The sequence below is a fragment of the Flavobacterium sp. LHD-85 genome (assembly GCF_030929595.1).
GTDB lineage: Bacteria > Bacteroidota > Bacteroidia > Flavobacteriales > Flavobacteriaceae > Flavobacterium.
The window spans coordinates 26,937-42,615 of sequence record NZ_JAVFVR010000005.1 but is presented as its reverse complement, the minus strand read 5'-3'; the positions used below and the strand labels follow the sequence as shown (position 1 = coordinate 42,615).

The 15,679-nt window shown below is 33.5% G+C and carries 16 protein-coding genes; 12 read left to right on the top strand and 4 right to left on the bottom strand.

Going from position 1 to position 15,679, the window contains the following annotated elements:
- The first annotated feature begins 110 nt into the window (after positions 1 to 110).
- From RB618_RS10030 to RB618_RS10015, 4 genes are all read left to right on the top strand, one after another.
- Positions 111 to 1,265 (top strand): 5-(carboxyamino)imidazole ribonucleotide synthase, encoded by a 1,155-nt coding sequence (locus RB618_RS10030; protein WP_308068620.1) that lies wholly within the window; start codon positions 111 to 113, stop codon positions 1,263 to 1,265.
- Between the two features lie 107 nt (positions 1,266 to 1,372).
- Complete coding sequence (purE, locus tag RB618_RS10025; protein ID WP_073418297.1) at positions 1,373 to 1,858, top strand: 5-(carboxyamino)imidazole ribonucleotide mutase; 486 nt, start codon at positions 1,373 to 1,375, stop codon at positions 1,856 to 1,858.
- A 122-nt stretch (positions 1,859 to 1,980) separates the two neighbouring features.
- Positions 1,981 to 4,008, top strand: coding sequence for a M3 family metallopeptidase (locus RB618_RS10020; protein WP_308068619.1), 2,028 nt, complete (start codon positions 1,981 to 1,983; stop codon positions 4,006 to 4,008).
- Between the two features lie 144 nt (positions 4,009 to 4,152).
- Complete coding sequence (locus RB618_RS10015) at positions 4,153 to 4,812, top strand: ElyC/SanA/YdcF family protein (protein WP_308068618.1); 660 nt, start codon at positions 4,153 to 4,155, stop codon at positions 4,810 to 4,812.
- Positions 4,813 to 4,845: 33 nt separating this feature from the next.
- Here the strand turns inward: RB618_RS10015 and RB618_RS10010 are convergent, their stop codons facing one another.
- The 3 genes from RB618_RS10010 to RB618_RS10000 form a co-directional block, all read right to left on the bottom strand.
- Entirely contained in the window at positions 4,846 to 5,196 is a 351-nt protein-coding gene (locus RB618_RS10010) for a type II toxin-antitoxin system HicB family antitoxin (RefSeq protein WP_308068617.1), read from the bottom strand.
- 1 nt (position 5,197) lies between these two features.
- Positions 5,198 to 5,440: a type II toxin-antitoxin system HicA family toxin gene (locus tag RB618_RS10005; protein WP_308068616.1), complete on the bottom strand. Its 243-nt coding sequence runs from the start codon at positions 5,438 to 5,440 to the stop codon at positions 5,198 to 5,200.
- Between the two features lie 214 nt (positions 5,441 to 5,654).
- The gene (locus RB618_RS10000; RefSeq protein ID WP_308068615.1) at positions 5,655 to 6,917 is read right to left on the bottom strand and encodes a sodium:proton antiporter; all 1,263 of its coding nucleotides are present in this window, start codon (positions 6,915 to 6,917) and stop codon (positions 5,655 to 5,657) included.
- A 138-nt stretch (positions 6,918 to 7,055) separates the two neighbouring features.
- On the opposite strand from RB618_RS10000, the gene RB618_RS09995 reads away from it, so the two are divergent.
- The 7 genes from RB618_RS09995 (at position 7,056) to RB618_RS09965 (ending at position 11,460) form a co-directional block, all read left to right on the top strand.
- Positions 7,056 to 7,559 (top strand): MarR family transcriptional regulator, encoded by a 504-nt coding sequence (locus RB618_RS09995; protein WP_308068614.1) that lies wholly within the window; start codon positions 7,056 to 7,058, stop codon positions 7,557 to 7,559.
- Positions 7,560 to 7,615: 56 nt separating this feature from the next.
- Positions 7,616 to 7,897: a hypothetical protein gene (locus tag RB618_RS09990; RefSeq protein ID WP_308068613.1), complete on the top strand. Its 282-nt coding sequence runs from the start codon at positions 7,616 to 7,618 to the stop codon at positions 7,895 to 7,897.
- Positions 7,894 to 8,634 (top strand): DUF2071 domain-containing protein, encoded by a 741-nt coding sequence (locus RB618_RS09985; RefSeq protein WP_308068612.1) that lies wholly within the window; start codon positions 7,894 to 7,896, stop codon positions 8,632 to 8,634. Before RB618_RS09990 ends, RB618_RS09985 begins: the two co-directional genes overlap by 4 nt.
- Positions 8,635 to 8,661: 27 nt before the next feature.
- Positions 8,662 to 9,480 (top strand): hypothetical protein, encoded by an 819-nt coding sequence (locus tag RB618_RS09980; protein WP_308068611.1) that lies wholly within the window; start codon positions 8,662 to 8,664, stop codon positions 9,478 to 9,480.
- Positions 9,481 to 9,546: 66 nt separating this feature from the next.
- A complete protein-coding gene (locus tag RB618_RS09975; protein ID WP_308068610.1) occupies positions 9,547 to 10,455 on the top strand; it encodes a TIGR01777 family oxidoreductase in 909 nt (302 codons plus the stop codon).
- 85 nt (positions 10,456 to 10,540) lie between these two features.
- Positions 10,541 to 10,996, top strand: coding sequence for an SRPBCC family protein (locus RB618_RS09970; RefSeq protein ID WP_308068609.1), 456 nt, complete (start codon positions 10,541 to 10,543; stop codon positions 10,994 to 10,996).
- Positions 10,997 to 11,064: 68 nt separating this feature from the next.
- On the top strand, positions 11,065 to 11,460 hold the full coding sequence (locus RB618_RS09965; RefSeq protein WP_308068608.1) for a DUF1090 family protein: 396 nt from the start codon (positions 11,065 to 11,067) through the stop codon (positions 11,458 to 11,460).
- A 250-nt stretch (positions 11,461 to 11,710) separates the two neighbouring features.
- Here the strand turns inward: RB618_RS09965 and RB618_RS09960 are convergent, their stop codons facing one another.
- Positions 11,711 to 12,523, bottom strand: a complete 813-nt coding sequence (locus RB618_RS09960; protein ID WP_308068607.1) for a hypothetical protein — start codon at positions 12,521 to 12,523, stop codon at positions 11,711 to 11,713.
- 194 nt (positions 12,524 to 12,717) lie between these two features.
- Between RB618_RS09960 and gcvP the strand changes: the two genes are divergently transcribed.
- Positions 12,718 to 15,567, top strand: a complete 2,850-nt coding sequence (gene gcvP, locus RB618_RS09955) for an aminomethyl-transferring glycine dehydrogenase (RefSeq protein ID WP_308068878.1) — start codon at positions 12,718 to 12,720, stop codon at positions 15,565 to 15,567.
- Positions 15,568 to 15,679 lie beyond the last annotated feature (112 nt).

The window sequence follows — 15,679 nt, the reverse complement described above, 5'->3', positions numbered from 1 at the left end:
ATTCGTGACAAACAAAAAAATCCTTTTTAGTTCTTTTAATCTGTGGCAGAAAAAACTAAATTTTGGCTAAAAAAAGATTAAAAAGTATCTTTGCAAAAACACAACACAAAATGAATTATTTTTCTTCTGATTTTAAATTAGGAATATTAGGCGGCGGACAATTAGGTAAAATGCTTTTGTTCGACACCCGAAAATTTGATATACAAACTTACGTTCTGGATCCAAGCGACGAAGCGCCAAGTAAAATTGCCTGCAACAAGTTTTTTCAAGGTGATTTAATGGATTATGAAACGGTTTACAATTTCGGAAAACAAGTCGATGTTTTGACTTTCGAAATCGAATTGGTAAATCTTGAAGCTTTAACGCAATTGGAAAATGAAGGCTTAAAAGTATATCCATCTCCAAAAACCTTAAAAGGAATTCAGAATAAAGGTGTTCAAAAAGATTTTTACGCTAAAAATAATATCCCAACCGCACCATATAAAAGATTCGAAAATTTAGAAAAATTGAAATCTTCTGTCACATCGAGCGGAGTCGAGATGCCATTTGTTTGGAAATGCACCGAATTTGGTTATGATGGAAATGGTGTAAAAATAGTTCGCCAAGCTTCAGATTTAGATACGCTTCCAAATGTCGAATGTATTGCAGAAACTATGGTTCCGTTCAAAAATGAATTGGCGGTAATTGTGGTTAGAAATCCGTCGGGAGAAATGAAAACGTATCCAGTTGTCGAAATGGAATTTCATCCAGAAGCCAACCAAGTTGAATACGTAATCTGCCCAGCAAGAATTGATGATAAAGTAGCAGAAAAAGCGAGAGCAGTTGCCTTAAAAGTTTCAGAGAATTTTAATCATGTTGGTCTTTTAGCAGTTGAAATGTTCCAGACTCAGGACGATGAAATTTTGGTAAACGAAGTTGCTCCTCGCCCACACAATTCTGGACATTATTCTATTGAAGCCAGTTATACATCACAATTCGAAAATCATTTACGCGCTATTTTAGATCTTCCGTTGGGAAACACAGACAGTAAAGTTGCTGGTATTATGGTAAATTTAGTGGGTGCCGAAGGCTATTCTGGAAATGTTGTGTATGAAAACATCGAAACCATTTTAGGATGGGATGGCGTTACACCACATATCTACGGCAAAAAACAAACTCGCCCTTTCAGGAAAATGGGCCACGTAACCATCGTAAATGAAAATATGGCTGAAGCAAGAAGAATTGCGCAGGAAGTTAAGGAAACTATTAAAGTGATTTCTCAGTAATCAGTTTTCAGTCGCAGTCATAGTATTCAGTTAAAACTAAACAAAGAGTGTTTTCAGTTTCCAACAACTTAAAACTTTAAACCTGAAACAAAACAAACAAAAAACAAATGAGCAAAGTAGCTATTATAATGGGAAGCATCTCAGACATGCCAGTTATGCAGGATGCAATCGACATATTAAAACAATTTAATGTAGAAGTTGAAGTAGATATCGTTTCGGCACACAGAACGCCGGAGAAATTATTCGATTTCAGTAAAAATGCACACAACCGCGGTATTTCGGTAATTATTGCTGGAGCGGGCGGTGCGGCGCATTTACCAGGAATGGTAGCTTCAATGTCTCCGCTTCCTGTAATTGGAGTTCCTGTAAAATCTAGCAATTCTATTGATGGTTGGGATTCTGTATTATCGATTCTGCAAATGCCAGGTGGCGTTCCTGTTGCAACTGTTGCCTTAAACGGAGCAAAAAATGCTGGAATTTTAGCGGCTCAAATCATCGGAAGCCACGATAAAAAAGTTTTAGATACTATTATTTCTTATAAAGAAGAACTGAAAGCGGCAGTTAATAAAGCGGCTGAAGGTTTGAAGAAATAATTCTTCCATAAATTCCTGCAAGGTTTTCAAAACCTTGTAGGTCTGATTATCGCAATCAAAATTAAAATACTTCAAAAATACCTACAAGGTTTTGAAAACCTTGCAGGATAAAAAACTGCAATATGAGTGTCTTAACACAATATTTCAATACCAAACATAACACTGCACCTTTTTCGCAAATTAAAATCGAAGATTATGTTCCTGCTTTTACAGAAGGAATTGCTTTGGCTAAAGCCGAAATTGATGCTATTGTAAATAATCCGGAAGCGCCAACTTTTGAAAACACAATTGTGGCAATGGATTATTCGGGTGATATTTTAGATCGTCTTTCTAGCATTTTCTTCAATTTAAATTCGGCTGAAACGAATGACGAAATGCAGAAAATTGCACAGGAAGTTTCGCCTTGGCTTTCAGAACTTGGAAATGACATTCGCTTAAATGCGGAATTGTTTGCGAAAGTAAAAGCTGTTTATGATCAAAAAGAAAGTTTAAATCTGAATCCAGAACAAACGACTTTATTAGACAAAAAATACAAAAGTTTTTCGAGAAACGGAGCTAATTTGCCAGAAGACAAGAAAAATCAATTAAGAGAAATCGACAAAGAATTATCGAAATTGAGTTTACAATTTGGCGAAAATGTTTTGGCCGAAACCAACAACTTCGAATTGCATTTAACTGATGAGAAAGATTTGTCTGGCCTTCCAGAAGGAACAATCGAAGCAGCGAGATTATTAGCCAAAAATCAGGAAAAAGAAGGATGGATTTTTACCTTAGATCATCCAAGTTATGTTCCGTTTTTGACTTATGCTGATAATCGTGAACTGCGTAAAAAAATGGCAATAGCTTTTGGTGCAAAAGGTTTCCAAAAAAACGAATTCAACAATGAAGAAAACGTTCTGAAAATTGCAAAACTTCGTCACGAAAGAGCCAATTTATTAGGTTATAAAACGCATGCTCATTTTGTTTTGGAGGAAAGAATGGCCGAAAGTCCAGCAAAAGTTTTTTCTTTCCTTAATGATTTATTAGCAAAAGCAAAACCTGCAGCTCAAAAAGAATTTACAGAATTAACTGCTTTCGCGAAAAAACTAGACGGAATCGAACAATTGGAAAAATGGGACGGCGCTTATTATTCTGAAAAATTAAAGCAGCAGCTTTTTAATTTAGACGATGAAAAACTGAAACCTTATTTTCAGTTAGAAAAAGTTTTGGACGGAGCGTTTACCGTTGCCAAAAAATTATACGGTTTAACTTTTACGGAAGTTTTTGATATCGATAAATACCATGAAGAAGTTACGACTTATGAAGTAAAAGATAATGATGGAAATTTAGTATCGATTTTCTACGCTGATTTCTTCCCAAGAAAAGGAAAAAGAAACGGTGCGTGGATGACTTCATTCAAATCGCAATATGTAAAAGAAGGCGTAAACGAAAGACCACATATTTCTAACGTTTGTAATTTCACAAAACCGACTGAAACAAAACCTTCGTTATTGACTTTTAATGAAGTAACAACTTTATTCCACGAATTCGGACACGGTTTACACGGAATGTTAGCCGATACAGTTTATCCGAGTTTATCTGGAACTTCTGTTTATTGGGATTTCGTAGAATTACCAAGTCAGATTATGGAAAACTGGTGTTACGAGCCGGAAGCCTTGGCCCTGTTTGCAAATCACTATGAAACGGGAGAAATTATTCCGATTGAATATGTGCAGAAAATTAAAGAAAGTGCAAGTTTCCAGGAAGGATTGGCAACATTGCGCCAACTAAGTTTTGGATTATTAGATATGGCTTGGCATGGACAAGATCCAACTTCGATTACAGATTTAAAAGCTTTCGAAACCGAACAATTTGCGAACACGCAATTGTATCCTGATGTAAAAGAAAATGCTATGAGTACTGCTTTTTCTCATATTTTCCAAGGTGGATATTCTTCTGGATATTACAGCTACAAATGGGCAGAAGTTCTAGATGCTGATGCTTTTGAATATTTCCATGAAAACGGAATCTTTAATGACGAAATTGCGAAGAAATTCAAAGACAATGTACTTTCAAAAGGAGGAACAGAACATCCGATGACTTTGTACAAACGTTTTAGAGGTCAAGAACCAAAACCTGAAGCTTTATTGAAAAGAGCAGGATTGTTGTAAAGATTCTAAGATACTAAGGTTCTAAGTTGCTAAGCCTCTTAGAGAACCGAATTTTGAAACCGAAGTAGAAATGCTTCGGTTTTTTATTTGATTTTACTTTAGCTATCTTAGCGATATTAAATCTTAATCTTACAAATACAAGCCGTGAAAAAATATTTTAAAATAGCACTTTATCTTGCCATTATCGGATTGATTGCCATTGTTTCGGTAAATTACTACGTCAAATCTTCAACCAAAAAGAACATTTATTATTCAATAAAAAAGTTCCCAAAGAATGATGTCGGAATTATTTTTGGTGCGGGAATTAATGGAAATCAGCCAAGCAAGTATTTAAAAGATCGTCTTGATGCGGGAATTATGCTTTGGAAAGCAAAACGAATCAATAAAATTTTACTTTCGGGTGATAATGGTCGCGATGAATATGATGAATTAACGGTTATGAAAAACTACTGTTACAATCACGGTGTTGATACAACAAAGATTTTCATTGATTATGCTGGCTTTGATACGTATTCGACCATGTACCGTGCAAAACATATTTTTAAGATTAAAAAAGCAACTTTAATTTCGCAGGAATATCATTTGAATCGAGCAATTTATATTGGACAAAAACTCGGTATTAAATCTTCTGGATATTCTGCCAATAAAGGAGAATATTTGGGTTACAATTATGTTCGTTTTAGAGAATATGGTTCAGTTTTTAAATCTTTTTTTGATGTTTTAAGAAATCGCGAACCTCGTTTTTTAGGTGGAGAAATTAATATTAATGGAGAATCTAATTATTCTAAAGACGATAAACGATAAAGAAAAAACCGAAACACTTTCTGTTTCGGTTTTTTAATTTAAAATTTCTTCATGTTTAACAACATAAGATAAAGCTTCTTTTACAATTTCATTTAAGTTTATTCCTTTTCTAGAAGCTAAAAGAGCTATTTTCTGATGCAATTCTTGGGAAACTCTCACATTAAAAGATCCTTTATAAGTTTTATCTGGAGTCTTATTCAATAATTTACATGTTTCTAAATAATCATCAACAGCTTCTTTAAAAGATTCTTCCAATTCTGTAACCGAAGAACCTTCAAAAGTTATTAAATCGTTTATACCATGAATTTTTCCAAAGAATATTTTATCATCTGCAGAAAATTCTAATGTACCAATGTATCCGTTATATTCTAAATAGTTTTTCATCTTACATTTCCAAATGTTCAATAATAATATCAAGCTGATATCCCTTCAAAACTTTCTGTGGATGCGGTTCATGAAGACTTATAATCTGTTTGTTCTCATTTACAAATTTCCTTCTTGAACCACCAGTCTTTCCCTGTGAAATTTGTTCGTAACCAAAATGCTTTAAAACTTTCAACATTTCATCCCAAGAAAAATCTTTTGGTTTTGATTTTAATCTTTCAATAAGTTTATCAATCTTACTCATACAAATTTATCATTAAATCTTCAATTTGCAACTAAAATTTAGTTGCAAATTGAATCAGAAATTAAAAATAAGAAAAATCTCTCAAACAAAACACGTCTTACTAAAATATCAAAACAAAAAATCATAAAAAAAAGATCTGCAAATATTCTTGCAGATCTTTTTTCAAATAACTTAAAAATAAAATCTTTACTCTTGGTTCTATATTCTATTTTCTCTACTCTTTCTCCAAAACTCTTTTCGCTAATTTCCCAACCGTCAACCCCTGCACTACAATTGAAAACAGCACAACAATATAAGTAACTTCAAGAAGCAGATTTTTGTATTCTCCTTCCGGCATAGAAAGTACTAGCGCAATAGAAACTCCACCACGAATTCCTCCCCAAACTAAAACCATTAGAGAACCTTTGTTGTAAGCAGATTTGATTCCGAAAAACTTAAAAATATCGAAGAATTTCCACGGTAAAACTATAGCAGTTAATCTTGAAAACAACACAATAAAAATGGCAATAACGCCTGTCAACAACTGTTTGTCTAAATTTGGAAGCAACAACAGTTCAAAACCTATAAAAAGGAATAAAACGGCATTTAAAATCTCATCGATAAGCTCCCAAAACTTTCCTAGATAATCTTTAGTTACTTCGCTCATCGCAACTTTTTTACCATAATTTCCAATAATCAATCCAGAAACCACCATTGCAAGCGGACTAGAAACATGCAACGCTTGAGCAACTAAAAATCCTCCTGTCACGATAGAAAGCGTAATTAAAACCGAAACCTTATAATCATCGATTTTTTTCATTACTCTTGAAGCTGTAAATCCGAAAACAGCTCCTAATAAAAGTCCGCCGATTCCTTCTTTAATAAACAGCCAAGTGATTGAATTAAAAGTCGCATCAAATGTTGGATCGGTTGCCATTTTTAAAACAACAGCAAACATTACGACCGCTACTCCATCATTAAAAAGAGATTCACCAACAATTTTGGTTTCAATTCTTTTTGGGACTTTTGCTTCTTTTAAAACTCCTAAAACCACAATCGGATCGGTTGGAGAAATTAAGGTTCCAAAAACTAAACAAAATATATAAGGTATTGTTATTCCTAAAAGTGGTGCGATATAATATAAAAGCATCGAAATGATTAAAGCTGACAGCACAACGCTAACCGTAGAATAAATCATTATAGGAACTTTTTGTTCTTTCAGATCAGCCATATTTACGTGAAGAGCTCCTGCAAATAAAAGAAAGTTCAACATCGCTCCCATTAGGATTTCGTTAAAATCAAATTCTTTTATCAATTCAAAAAAATGCTTTGTCGTCGCAGGAAAGTAAGAATCTCCTAAAAGACGAATTCCTACTGAAACCAACATGGCAATAATCATAATTCCGATGGTTCCCGGAAGTTTTAAAAATCTTAAATTTAAATAGGCGAAGAAAGATGCCAATACAATCAGCACCGAAAATGTGTAGTATAATTCCATAAAAAGTGATTTTTACAAAAATATCCTTCTCATTATTTAATCGAAAATTTCAAGCGTCGAATTAACACAACTTTATAATTTGTTAAATATGTTTCAATTATTTTTGAAAGTTTAAAAACTTTTACTTACATTTGATCCATGGAATTCAAAGAAGCAAAAAATAAGTTTGTACAAACCTGGGGAGCATTAGGTTCTCAGTGGGGAATTAATAAAACGATGGCACAGATCCACGCTTTATTAATGGTTTCGAACCAGCCTGTTTCTATGGAAGACATTATGGAAGAATTGCAAATTTCTCGCGGAAACGCCAGCATGAACCTACGAGCATTAATGGATTGGGGAATTGTTTATAAAGAATTTAAAGCTGGAGAAAGAAAAGAATTTTTCACAGCTGAAAAAGATTTAGACGAATTGGCTGCAAAAATCTCCAGAGAAAGAAGCAAAAGAGAAATAAAACCAGCACTTAAAATCTTAAAAGAAGTTTCGACAATTGAAGCAAAAGATTCTGCAGAAGAAAAACATTTTGTGGATCAGACAACTAAATTGTATGATTTCGTTTTAAAAGCTGATAATATGCTGGACAAAATGACTGAATTCAACGAAAACTGGCTAGGGAAATTGGTTATCAAAATGATGAAATAAAAAAAATTTAATTCAAACTTTCATTTTTTTCTGAAAGTTTAAAAACAACAGTAATTATGAAAATAACTTTTAAAATAGTGGAAATTATCAATATTTGCGCATTAACGTTTTTACTGGCAGGAGCTTATGGAATAGCATTTACGGGAGCACTACAAGTTTTAGCTGCTATTTTGTTTGTTTTAACATTTCCAAAAAACAAACTAATCTATATTTATTTTGGTTTGGTCATTCTTTTCTTCCTGATTTGGAATGGAGAATTTAGCTGGCTTTTCTTGTTGCCAATTTCATTGATATTCTTCCTTACGTTTATTATTTACAATCAAAAAAAGAAATTATGAACTTCTTAAAAGCAGAATGGCAAAACTTAGCTCTTTTCAATTATGAAATTGATGCTAGAATATTAGAAAAATATCTTCCCACAGGAACCGAGATCGATATCTGGAACAACAAATGTTATGTGAGCTTAGTGGGATTTATGTTTAAAAACACTAAAGTTTTGGGATTAAAAGTTCCATTTCATATCAATTTTGAGGAAGTAAATCTGAGATTTTATGTAAAACGTTTTGAAAATGGCGAATGGAAACGAGGAGTAGTTTTCATAAAAGAAATTGTTCCTAAAAAAGCCATCACTTTTATTGCCAATACTTTGTATCAAGAACATTATGAAACTCAGAAAATGAGACATAAAATTATTGAAAATGAAAATACAAATACTTTTATTTATCAATGGAAAAATGACAAAGAATGGAATACAATCGAAATTGAAACCAAAAAAGTTTTAAGTAAAATCGAAATCGATTCTGAAGCTGAATTCATTACAGAACATTACTTCGGATATACAAAAATCGATAAAGAAACCACTTTTGAATATGAAGTAACACATCCAAGATGGGAACAATTTGAAGTTGTAAATCATAAAATTGATATTGATTTCGAAAAAAATTATGGAAGTGATTTTGGATTCCTTCAAACTCAAAACCCAACTTCTGTTTTTCTGGCTGAAGGATCAAAAATTACGGTGAAGAATAAAAGAAAAATTGAATTGATCTCTACAGAAGAAAAATTATATGCTTAAAACTATTCATCTTTAAAACCAAAAATCATGAAAACGTTAGAAAACCAAACTTTACTTTATGATGAAGATTGCCCACTTTGCAATTTATATACTACTGGATTTGTAAAAAGTGGCATGCTTGATGAAAACGGAAGAAAATCTTATTGTCAATTATCTGCCGAAGAACAAAATTTTGTGGACTTGAAACGCGCTCTAAACGAAATTGCTTTAGTAGATAATAAAAATAAAACGGTAAAATACGGAATCGATAGTTTAATAAAAGTTATTGGTTTTTCTTTTCCCTTAATTGAAAAAGTTGCAACCATAAAACCGATTCATTACATTCTAAAAAAGCTATATTCTTTTGTTTCTTATAATCGAAAAGTAATTATTCCAGGAAATGCGAAAGAGGAAAACAAATTGCAATGCATTCCCGATTTCAATTATAAATACCGTTTTTTATTCCTCGGATTTGCTTTGACTATAACAACTTTCGTTTTATTTGGATATTCTAATTTGATCTTGAATTTTCCAAAAAGCACAATTACAAGAGAACTTATTTTAGCTTTTGGACAAATTGTTTTTCAGAGTTCATTTCTTTTCAAATTTGATAGACAAACCATACTCAATTATGCTGGAAATTTAATGACGGTTTCTTTGATGGGAAGTTTAATTTTAACGCCGATTTTAATTTTGAGTCAGATTGTTCAGCTTCCGCAGATGATAATTTTAGGCTGGTTTGGAGTAACGGTTTTGATTATGTTTTTGGAACATTTTAGAAGAATTAAAATTTTAAAACTTCCATTTTATCTATCTTTCACTTGGGTTCTTTATAGAATTCTTGCTTTGATTTTAATTCTTAATTAAAAAGATTCGCCACGAATTCACTAATTAAATAATAATTCGTGAATTCGTGGCTATAAAATTACGCTAATGAAAAAACTCATAATCTCCGCTGGAACAGGTTTTCTAGGACAAGTTTTAGTAAATCATTTCAAAAATAAATTTGATGAAATTGTAATTTTAACACGCGGAAAATCTCAAACCGTAGACGGAATTAAATATGTAAACTGGGATGCTAAAACTTTTTCGGGCTGGGAAAAGGAATTGGAAAATGCTACGGTTTTAATTAATCTCGCAGGAAAATCTGTTGATTGCCGTTATACAAAAAAGAACAAAAAAGAAATTCTTTGGTCTAGGATTGAAAGCACAAAGATTTTAAATAAAGCGGTTTTAAATTGCCAAAATCCGCCGAAACATTGGCTGAATTCGTCAACGGCAACTATTTATCGGTTCTCTTTAGACAAACAAATGGATGAAACTGATGGCGAAATTGGAAATGACTTTTCTATAAATGTCGCTTTATCTTGGGAAAAAGCATTCTTTAAAACCGAAACTCCAAAGACAATAAAAACGGCTCTTCGAACTTCAATAGTTTTAGGAAAAAATGGTGGTGCCTTAATTCCTTTAAAAACTTTGGCAAAAATTGGTTTTGGAGGAAAACAAGGAAAAGGAAATCAGTTTGTAAGCTGGATTCATGAAGTAGATTTTGCCAATGCGATTGATTCTATTATTGAAAAAGAAATTTCAGGAATTATAAATATCGTTTCTCCTAAACCAATTCGAAATGCGGATTTTATGCAGAAACTTCGAAATGCTGTTGGCTTTCCTTTTGGAATTCCGTTAAATAAATTCTTTCTAGAAATTGGATCTTTTGTTATTCGCACAGAAACAGAATTAGTTTTAAAAAGTAGAAATGTAATTCCGAAACGACTTTTGGAAAATGGGTTTCAATTTAAGTTTGGGGAGATTGATGAGGCTTTTGAAGATTTATTACTCTAAACAACTTTGGCAAAGTTAAATCTCATAATTTACACTGAAACCCGACAGGTTTTAAAAACCTGTCGGGTTTTGTTAAACCAACAAAATGACAACAATAAACCTCACAACCAAAATAAAAGCACCAAAACAAATCGTTTTTGATGCTTCTAGAAATATCGATATTCACCAACAATCTGCAAGTCTTACAAAAGAAAAAGCAATTGCCGGTGTAACATCTGGTTTGATTAATTTAAACGAAACGGTGACTTGGCGTGGTAAACATTTCGGGGTTTATCTCACACACAAAACCCGAATTCCTGTAATGGCTTTTTACGATTATTTTGTAGATGAAATGGAAGAAGGAAAATTCAAATCGTTCAGACATGAACATATTTTTGAGGAACAAAATGGCGTAACAATCATGAAAGATGTATTACAATACGAAACTCCGTTCGGGATATTTGGAGAACTTTTCGATATTTTATTTTTAGAAAAACATCTTACTAATTTTCTTTTGGAAAGAAATAAAGTTTTGAAAGAAGTATCGGAAAAACTTAGTTAAGATAATTTTCTTACTTTTATTAGTAATCCACTTCTAAATGATTTAAACAAATTAATCAAAACATACTTATGAAATTAAAAACGATATTAACAGTAGCTTTTTTTACCCTTTCTTTTATTGGGTTTTCCCAAACTAATTGTGCAACTCTAAAAGGATGCGAAAGAAAATTATGTGAATTGAACACAAAATTGGCTGCTGCAAAAAAAGCTGGAAATCAAAATCAGATAAAAGGTGTTGAAGAAGCTATTGCGCAAACCAAAAAAAATTGCACGACTAAAACAGTCAACAAAGATCTTGACAAAAAGGTAAAAGAAAAACAGCAAAAAGTTAACGAAAGAACTGCCGATTTAAACGAAGCCATTAAAGACAAGGAAAGCAAAGAAAAAATCGATAAAAAAAGAAAAAAACTAAATGAAGCAAAAGCTGATTTGAATAAAGCTTTGGCGGAGCAGAAAACGAAATAATTTTTCCTCTCGCAGATTCAACAAATTGAGCAGATAAAAAAGATAATTCAAACATAGCTCTCGGTTTCAACCATCTGTAATGTTCTTAATTATATTTTACAAATGAATCTCCATGTTTTACGGTTTGCGTGAGGGATAGGAGCTGGCTACCGAAGTAGCGCGGATAGCCCGACCCCGATAATACAAGCGGGCGAATAAGCGCAAAGTAATTTTGCCCGTTTGTATTATTGGGGGCACGCCCAAAATTTCTTTATAGAAAAACGACCATCAGCCACCAAAAAATTGGAACGCTTTCTACCCAAAAAGAAGTGTAATATTTGGAACGGTTTGGATTGGCGAAAAAAATAAACAACATCAGCATGACGACCATAATCAAATTTATAATGGCGTCATGAATATTGAAAGTTGAAATAAAAACTTCTAAAAACCAAAAGGGTATCAATAATAAAAATCCTAAAAGCTTGGTCTTCTTCACTCCGATTGTCTGAGGAACGGTTTGAAGATGAGGATCGTCATTGGCCAAATCTAAAATCTCAAAAACCAAAATCAATACAAAAACCAAAATGAACCGCTGAATGCATTTGATGAAGAAATCTATCGTAAACGGAATTTCAGCATTTATTAATGGCAAAACTAAAGTTGCTCCAACCCAACAGAGTGCAACAATGTAAATTTTTACACCTGCCCAGTTTCTGGCATTTTTTCTGTTTGGAAAAAATGGCAAAGTATAAAGCGCCGTTATGGCAAAAATTCCGACCGAGACTACTTGCGTAATTCTCTTTAAATGGAAAAAATAATACCCGACTAAAACGACAGAAATGAAACTCAAAACAGCAATAATTTTTAGCTGAGTTCCTATCGGATTTTTTTTTACGCGAACCAACGCATCATATTTTACGAAATTATATCCTACAATTGTTCCAAAAAAAACAAAAAGAGCCATTGGCTCATCATATTGAATATGAAATACATGAAACGTTATTCGCACAAGTGCATAACACGACAAAGCCACATGAATACTGCTATTCAAGTAAAAATCTAAGAAGCGTTTTGATACTATCATACCTCAAATCTAATCATTTATTAACAAATGATACCATTAGTTGGAAATTTGACAAAAAATGAAGTTAAAAATACCTAATAAATTATTAATAATACTTAATTTTGCGCCACAAAAAAACAACACATTTACTTTTAAATGTGATTCGTGTAGCAAAAGTGCACGAACACATTAATTTAAAAAACTTAGATAGCTACATGAAAACAGATGCTTTTGCTTTAAGACACATTGGTCCAAGAGAAACCGATCTTCAGCACATGCTGAAAACAATTGGAGTTGACTCAATTGAGCAACTTGTTTACGAAACCCTTCCGGATGATATTCGTTTAAAAGCACCTTTGAATTTAGATCCTGCAATGACAGAATATGAATTTGCAAATCATATTCAGGAATTAGGAAAGAAAAATAAAGTATTCAAATCGTACATTGGTTTGGGTTATCATCCAACTATTGTTCCAGCTCCAATTCAGAGAAATATCTTCGAAAACCCAGGATGGTACACCGCTTACACGCCTTACCAAGCAGAAATTGCTCAAGGTCGTTTGGAAGCTATTTTAAATTTCCAAACTACTGTTATTGAATTGACAGGAATGGAAATTGCAAATGCATCTTTACTTGATGAAGGAACTGCTGCTGCTGAAGCTATGGCGTTATTATTTGACGTTCGTACAAGAGATCAAAAGAAAAACAATACACACAAATTCTTCGTTTCTGAAGAAATTTTACCACAAACTTTATCTGTACTTCAAACACGTTCGACTCCGATTGGAATTGAATTAGTTGTTGGAAACCACGAAACATTTGATTTTTCAAATGAATTTTTCGGTGCTATTTTACAGTACCCAGGAAAATATGGTCAAGTAAATGATTACAGTGCTTTTGTTGCTAAAGCAAAAGAAAACGAAATCAAAGTTGCTTTTGCTGCTGATATTTTATCATTAGCTACTTTAACTTCTCCGGGAGAAATGGGCGCTGCAGTAGTTGTTGGAACAACACAACGTTTTGGTGTGCCAATGGGTTACGGTGGTCCTCACGCAGCTTACTTTGCAACTAAAGATGAGTACAAACGTTCTATGCCAGGTCGTATTATTGGAGTTTCTGTTGATACAAATGGAAACCGCGCTTTACGTATGGCTTTAGGAACTCGTGAGCAACATATTAAACGTGAAAAAGCGACTTCTAACATTTGTACTGCTCAGGTTTTATTGGCAGTTATGGCTGGAATGTATGCCGTTTACCACGGACCAGAAGGATTAAAATATATTGCAAACAAAGTTCACGCATCTGCAGTTACTACCGCTGAAGCTTTAAATAAATTAGGAGTTTTCCAAACCAACACTGCTTACTTTGATACTATTTTAGTAAAAGCTGATGCTCAAAAAGTAAAAGCTGTTGCGGAGAAAAATGAAGTAAACTTCTTCTATCCAGATGCTGACTCCGTTTCGATTTCGTTCAACGAAACAACTTCAATTGCAGACATCAACCAAATCATTAGCATTTTTGCTGAAGCTTTAGGAAAAGAAACTTTCACAGTTTCTGAATTAACTGAAGCTAGCCAATTACCAGCTTCGTTAGAAAGAACTTCTTCTTTCTTAACGCATGATGTATTCAACAATCATCATTCAGAAAGCCAATTGATGCGTTACATCAAAAAATTAGAGCGTAAAGATTTATCATTGAATCACTCAATGATTTCATTAGGTTCTTGTACAATGAAATTAAACGCAGCTTCTGAAATGTTACCTCTTTCAATGCCAAACTGGAATAGCATTCACCCGTTTGCACCAGTTGAGCAAGCTGAAGGTTACATTACAATGCTTAAAAAATTAGAGCAACAATTAAATGTAATCACTGGATTTGCTGGAACAACTTTACAGCCAAACTCAGGTGCTCAAGGAGAATATGCTGGATTAATGGCAATTCGTGCTTACCACATGTCAAGAAACGAAGGTCACCGTAATGTATGTTTGATTCCTTCATCGGCTCACGGAACAAACCCTGCTTCTGCTGCGATGGCTGGAATGAAAATCATTGTTACTAAAACAACTCCAGAAGGAAACATTGACGTAGAAGATTTAAGAGCAAAAGCTATTGAACACAAAGATGACTTATCTTGCTTAATGGTTACATATCCTTCTACTCACGGAGTTTATGAGTCTTCAATTATTGAAATCACAAAATTAATCCACGAAAACGGCGGATTAGTATATATGGATGGTGCAAACATGAATGCACAAGTTGGATTAACAAATCCTGCTACTATTGGCGCTGACGTTTGTCACTTAAACTTACACAAAACATTCGCTATTCCTCACGGTGGTGGTGGACCTGGAGTTGGACCAATTTGTGTGAACGAAAAATTAGTTCCGTTCTTGCCAACAAACCCAATCTTAAAAGTTGGTGGTGAGCAAGCAATTACTGCTATTTCATCTGCACCTTACGGATCTGCATTAGTATGTTTAATCTCTTACGGCTACATCACAATGATGGGTGCTGAAGGATTAAAAAGTGCTACAGAACACGCAATCTTAAATGCTAACTACATGAAAGCACGTTTCGAAGGACACTACCCTATTCTTTATACAGGAGAATGCGGAAGAGCGGCTCACGAAATGATTTTAGATTGCCGTTCATTTAAAGAAAACGGAATCGAAGTTGGTGATATCGCAAAACGTTTGATGGATTACGGTTTCCACGCTCCTACGGTTTCTTTCCCAGTTGCTGGAACTTTAATGATTGAACCAACTGAATCTGAAGATTTAGCTGAGTTAGATCGTTTCTGTGATGCTCTTATCTCAATCAGAAAAGAGATTGAAGCAGCAACTGCTGATGACACAAACAATGTATTAAAAAATGCACCTCACACATTAGCAATGTTAACTACGGATGCTTGGGATTTCCCTTATTCTAGAGAGAAAGCAGCTTACCCATTAGATTACATCGCTGACAATAAATTCTGGCCATCTGTTCGTCGTGTAGACGATGCTTATGGTGACAGAAATTTAGTTTGTAGCTGTGCTCCTATTGAAGCTTACATGGAAAGCTAAAATTTAGTTTTCTTATAGATATTCAAACCCGACAGATTTTAAAACTCTGTCGGGTTTATTTTTTAGTTTCAGGTTTCAAGTTTCAGGTTTCAGGTTCTAGCGTAACTTGAAA

Bases quoted from the DNA above. Each gene is read 5' to 3' on its own strand.
- RB618_RS10030 (WP_308068620.1), top strand. From the start codon at position 111: ATGAATTATTTTTCTTCTGATTTTAAATTAGGAATATTAGGCGGCGGA.
- purE (WP_073418297.1), top strand. From the start codon at position 1,373: ATGAGCAAAGTAGCTATTATAATGGGAAGCATCTCAGACATGCCAGTT.
- RB618_RS10020 (WP_308068619.1), top strand. From the start codon at position 1,981: ATGAGTGTCTTAACACAATATTTCAATACCAAACATAACACTGCACCT.
- RB618_RS10010 (WP_308068617.1), bottom strand. From the start codon at position 5,196: ATGAAAAACTATTTAGAATATAACGGATACATTGGTACATTAGAATTT.
- RB618_RS10005 (WP_308068616.1), bottom strand. From the start codon at position 5,440: ATGAGTAAGATTGATAAACTTATTGAAAGATTAAAATCAAAACCAAAA.
- RB618_RS10000 (WP_308068615.1), bottom strand. From the start codon at position 6,917: ATGGAATTATACTACACATTTTCGGTGCTGATTGTATTGGCATCTTTC.
- RB618_RS09995 (WP_308068614.1), top strand. From the start codon at position 7,056: ATGGAATTCAAAGAAGCAAAAAATAAGTTTGTACAAACCTGGGGAGCA.
- RB618_RS09990 (WP_308068613.1), top strand. From the start codon at position 7,616: ATGAAAATAACTTTTAAAATAGTGGAAATTATCAATATTTGCGCATTA.
- RB618_RS09985 (WP_308068612.1), top strand. From the start codon at position 7,894: ATGAACTTCTTAAAAGCAGAATGGCAAAACTTAGCTCTTTTCAATTAT.
- RB618_RS09980 (WP_308068611.1), top strand. From the start codon at position 8,662: ATGAAAACGTTAGAAAACCAAACTTTACTTTATGATGAAGATTGCCCA.
- RB618_RS09975 (WP_308068610.1), top strand. From the start codon at position 9,547: ATGAAAAAACTCATAATCTCCGCTGGAACAGGTTTTCTAGGACAAGTT.
- RB618_RS09970 (WP_308068609.1), top strand. From the start codon at position 10,541: ATGACAACAATAAACCTCACAACCAAAATAAAAGCACCAAAACAAATC.
- RB618_RS09965 (WP_308068608.1), top strand. From the start codon at position 11,065: ATGAAATTAAAAACGATATTAACAGTAGCTTTTTTTACCCTTTCTTTT.
- RB618_RS09960 (WP_308068607.1), bottom strand. From the start codon at position 12,523: ATGATAGTATCAAAACGCTTCTTAGATTTTTACTTGAATAGCAGTATT.
- gcvP (WP_308068878.1), top strand. From the start codon at position 12,718: ATGAAAACAGATGCTTTTGCTTTAAGACACATTGGTCCAAGAGAAACC.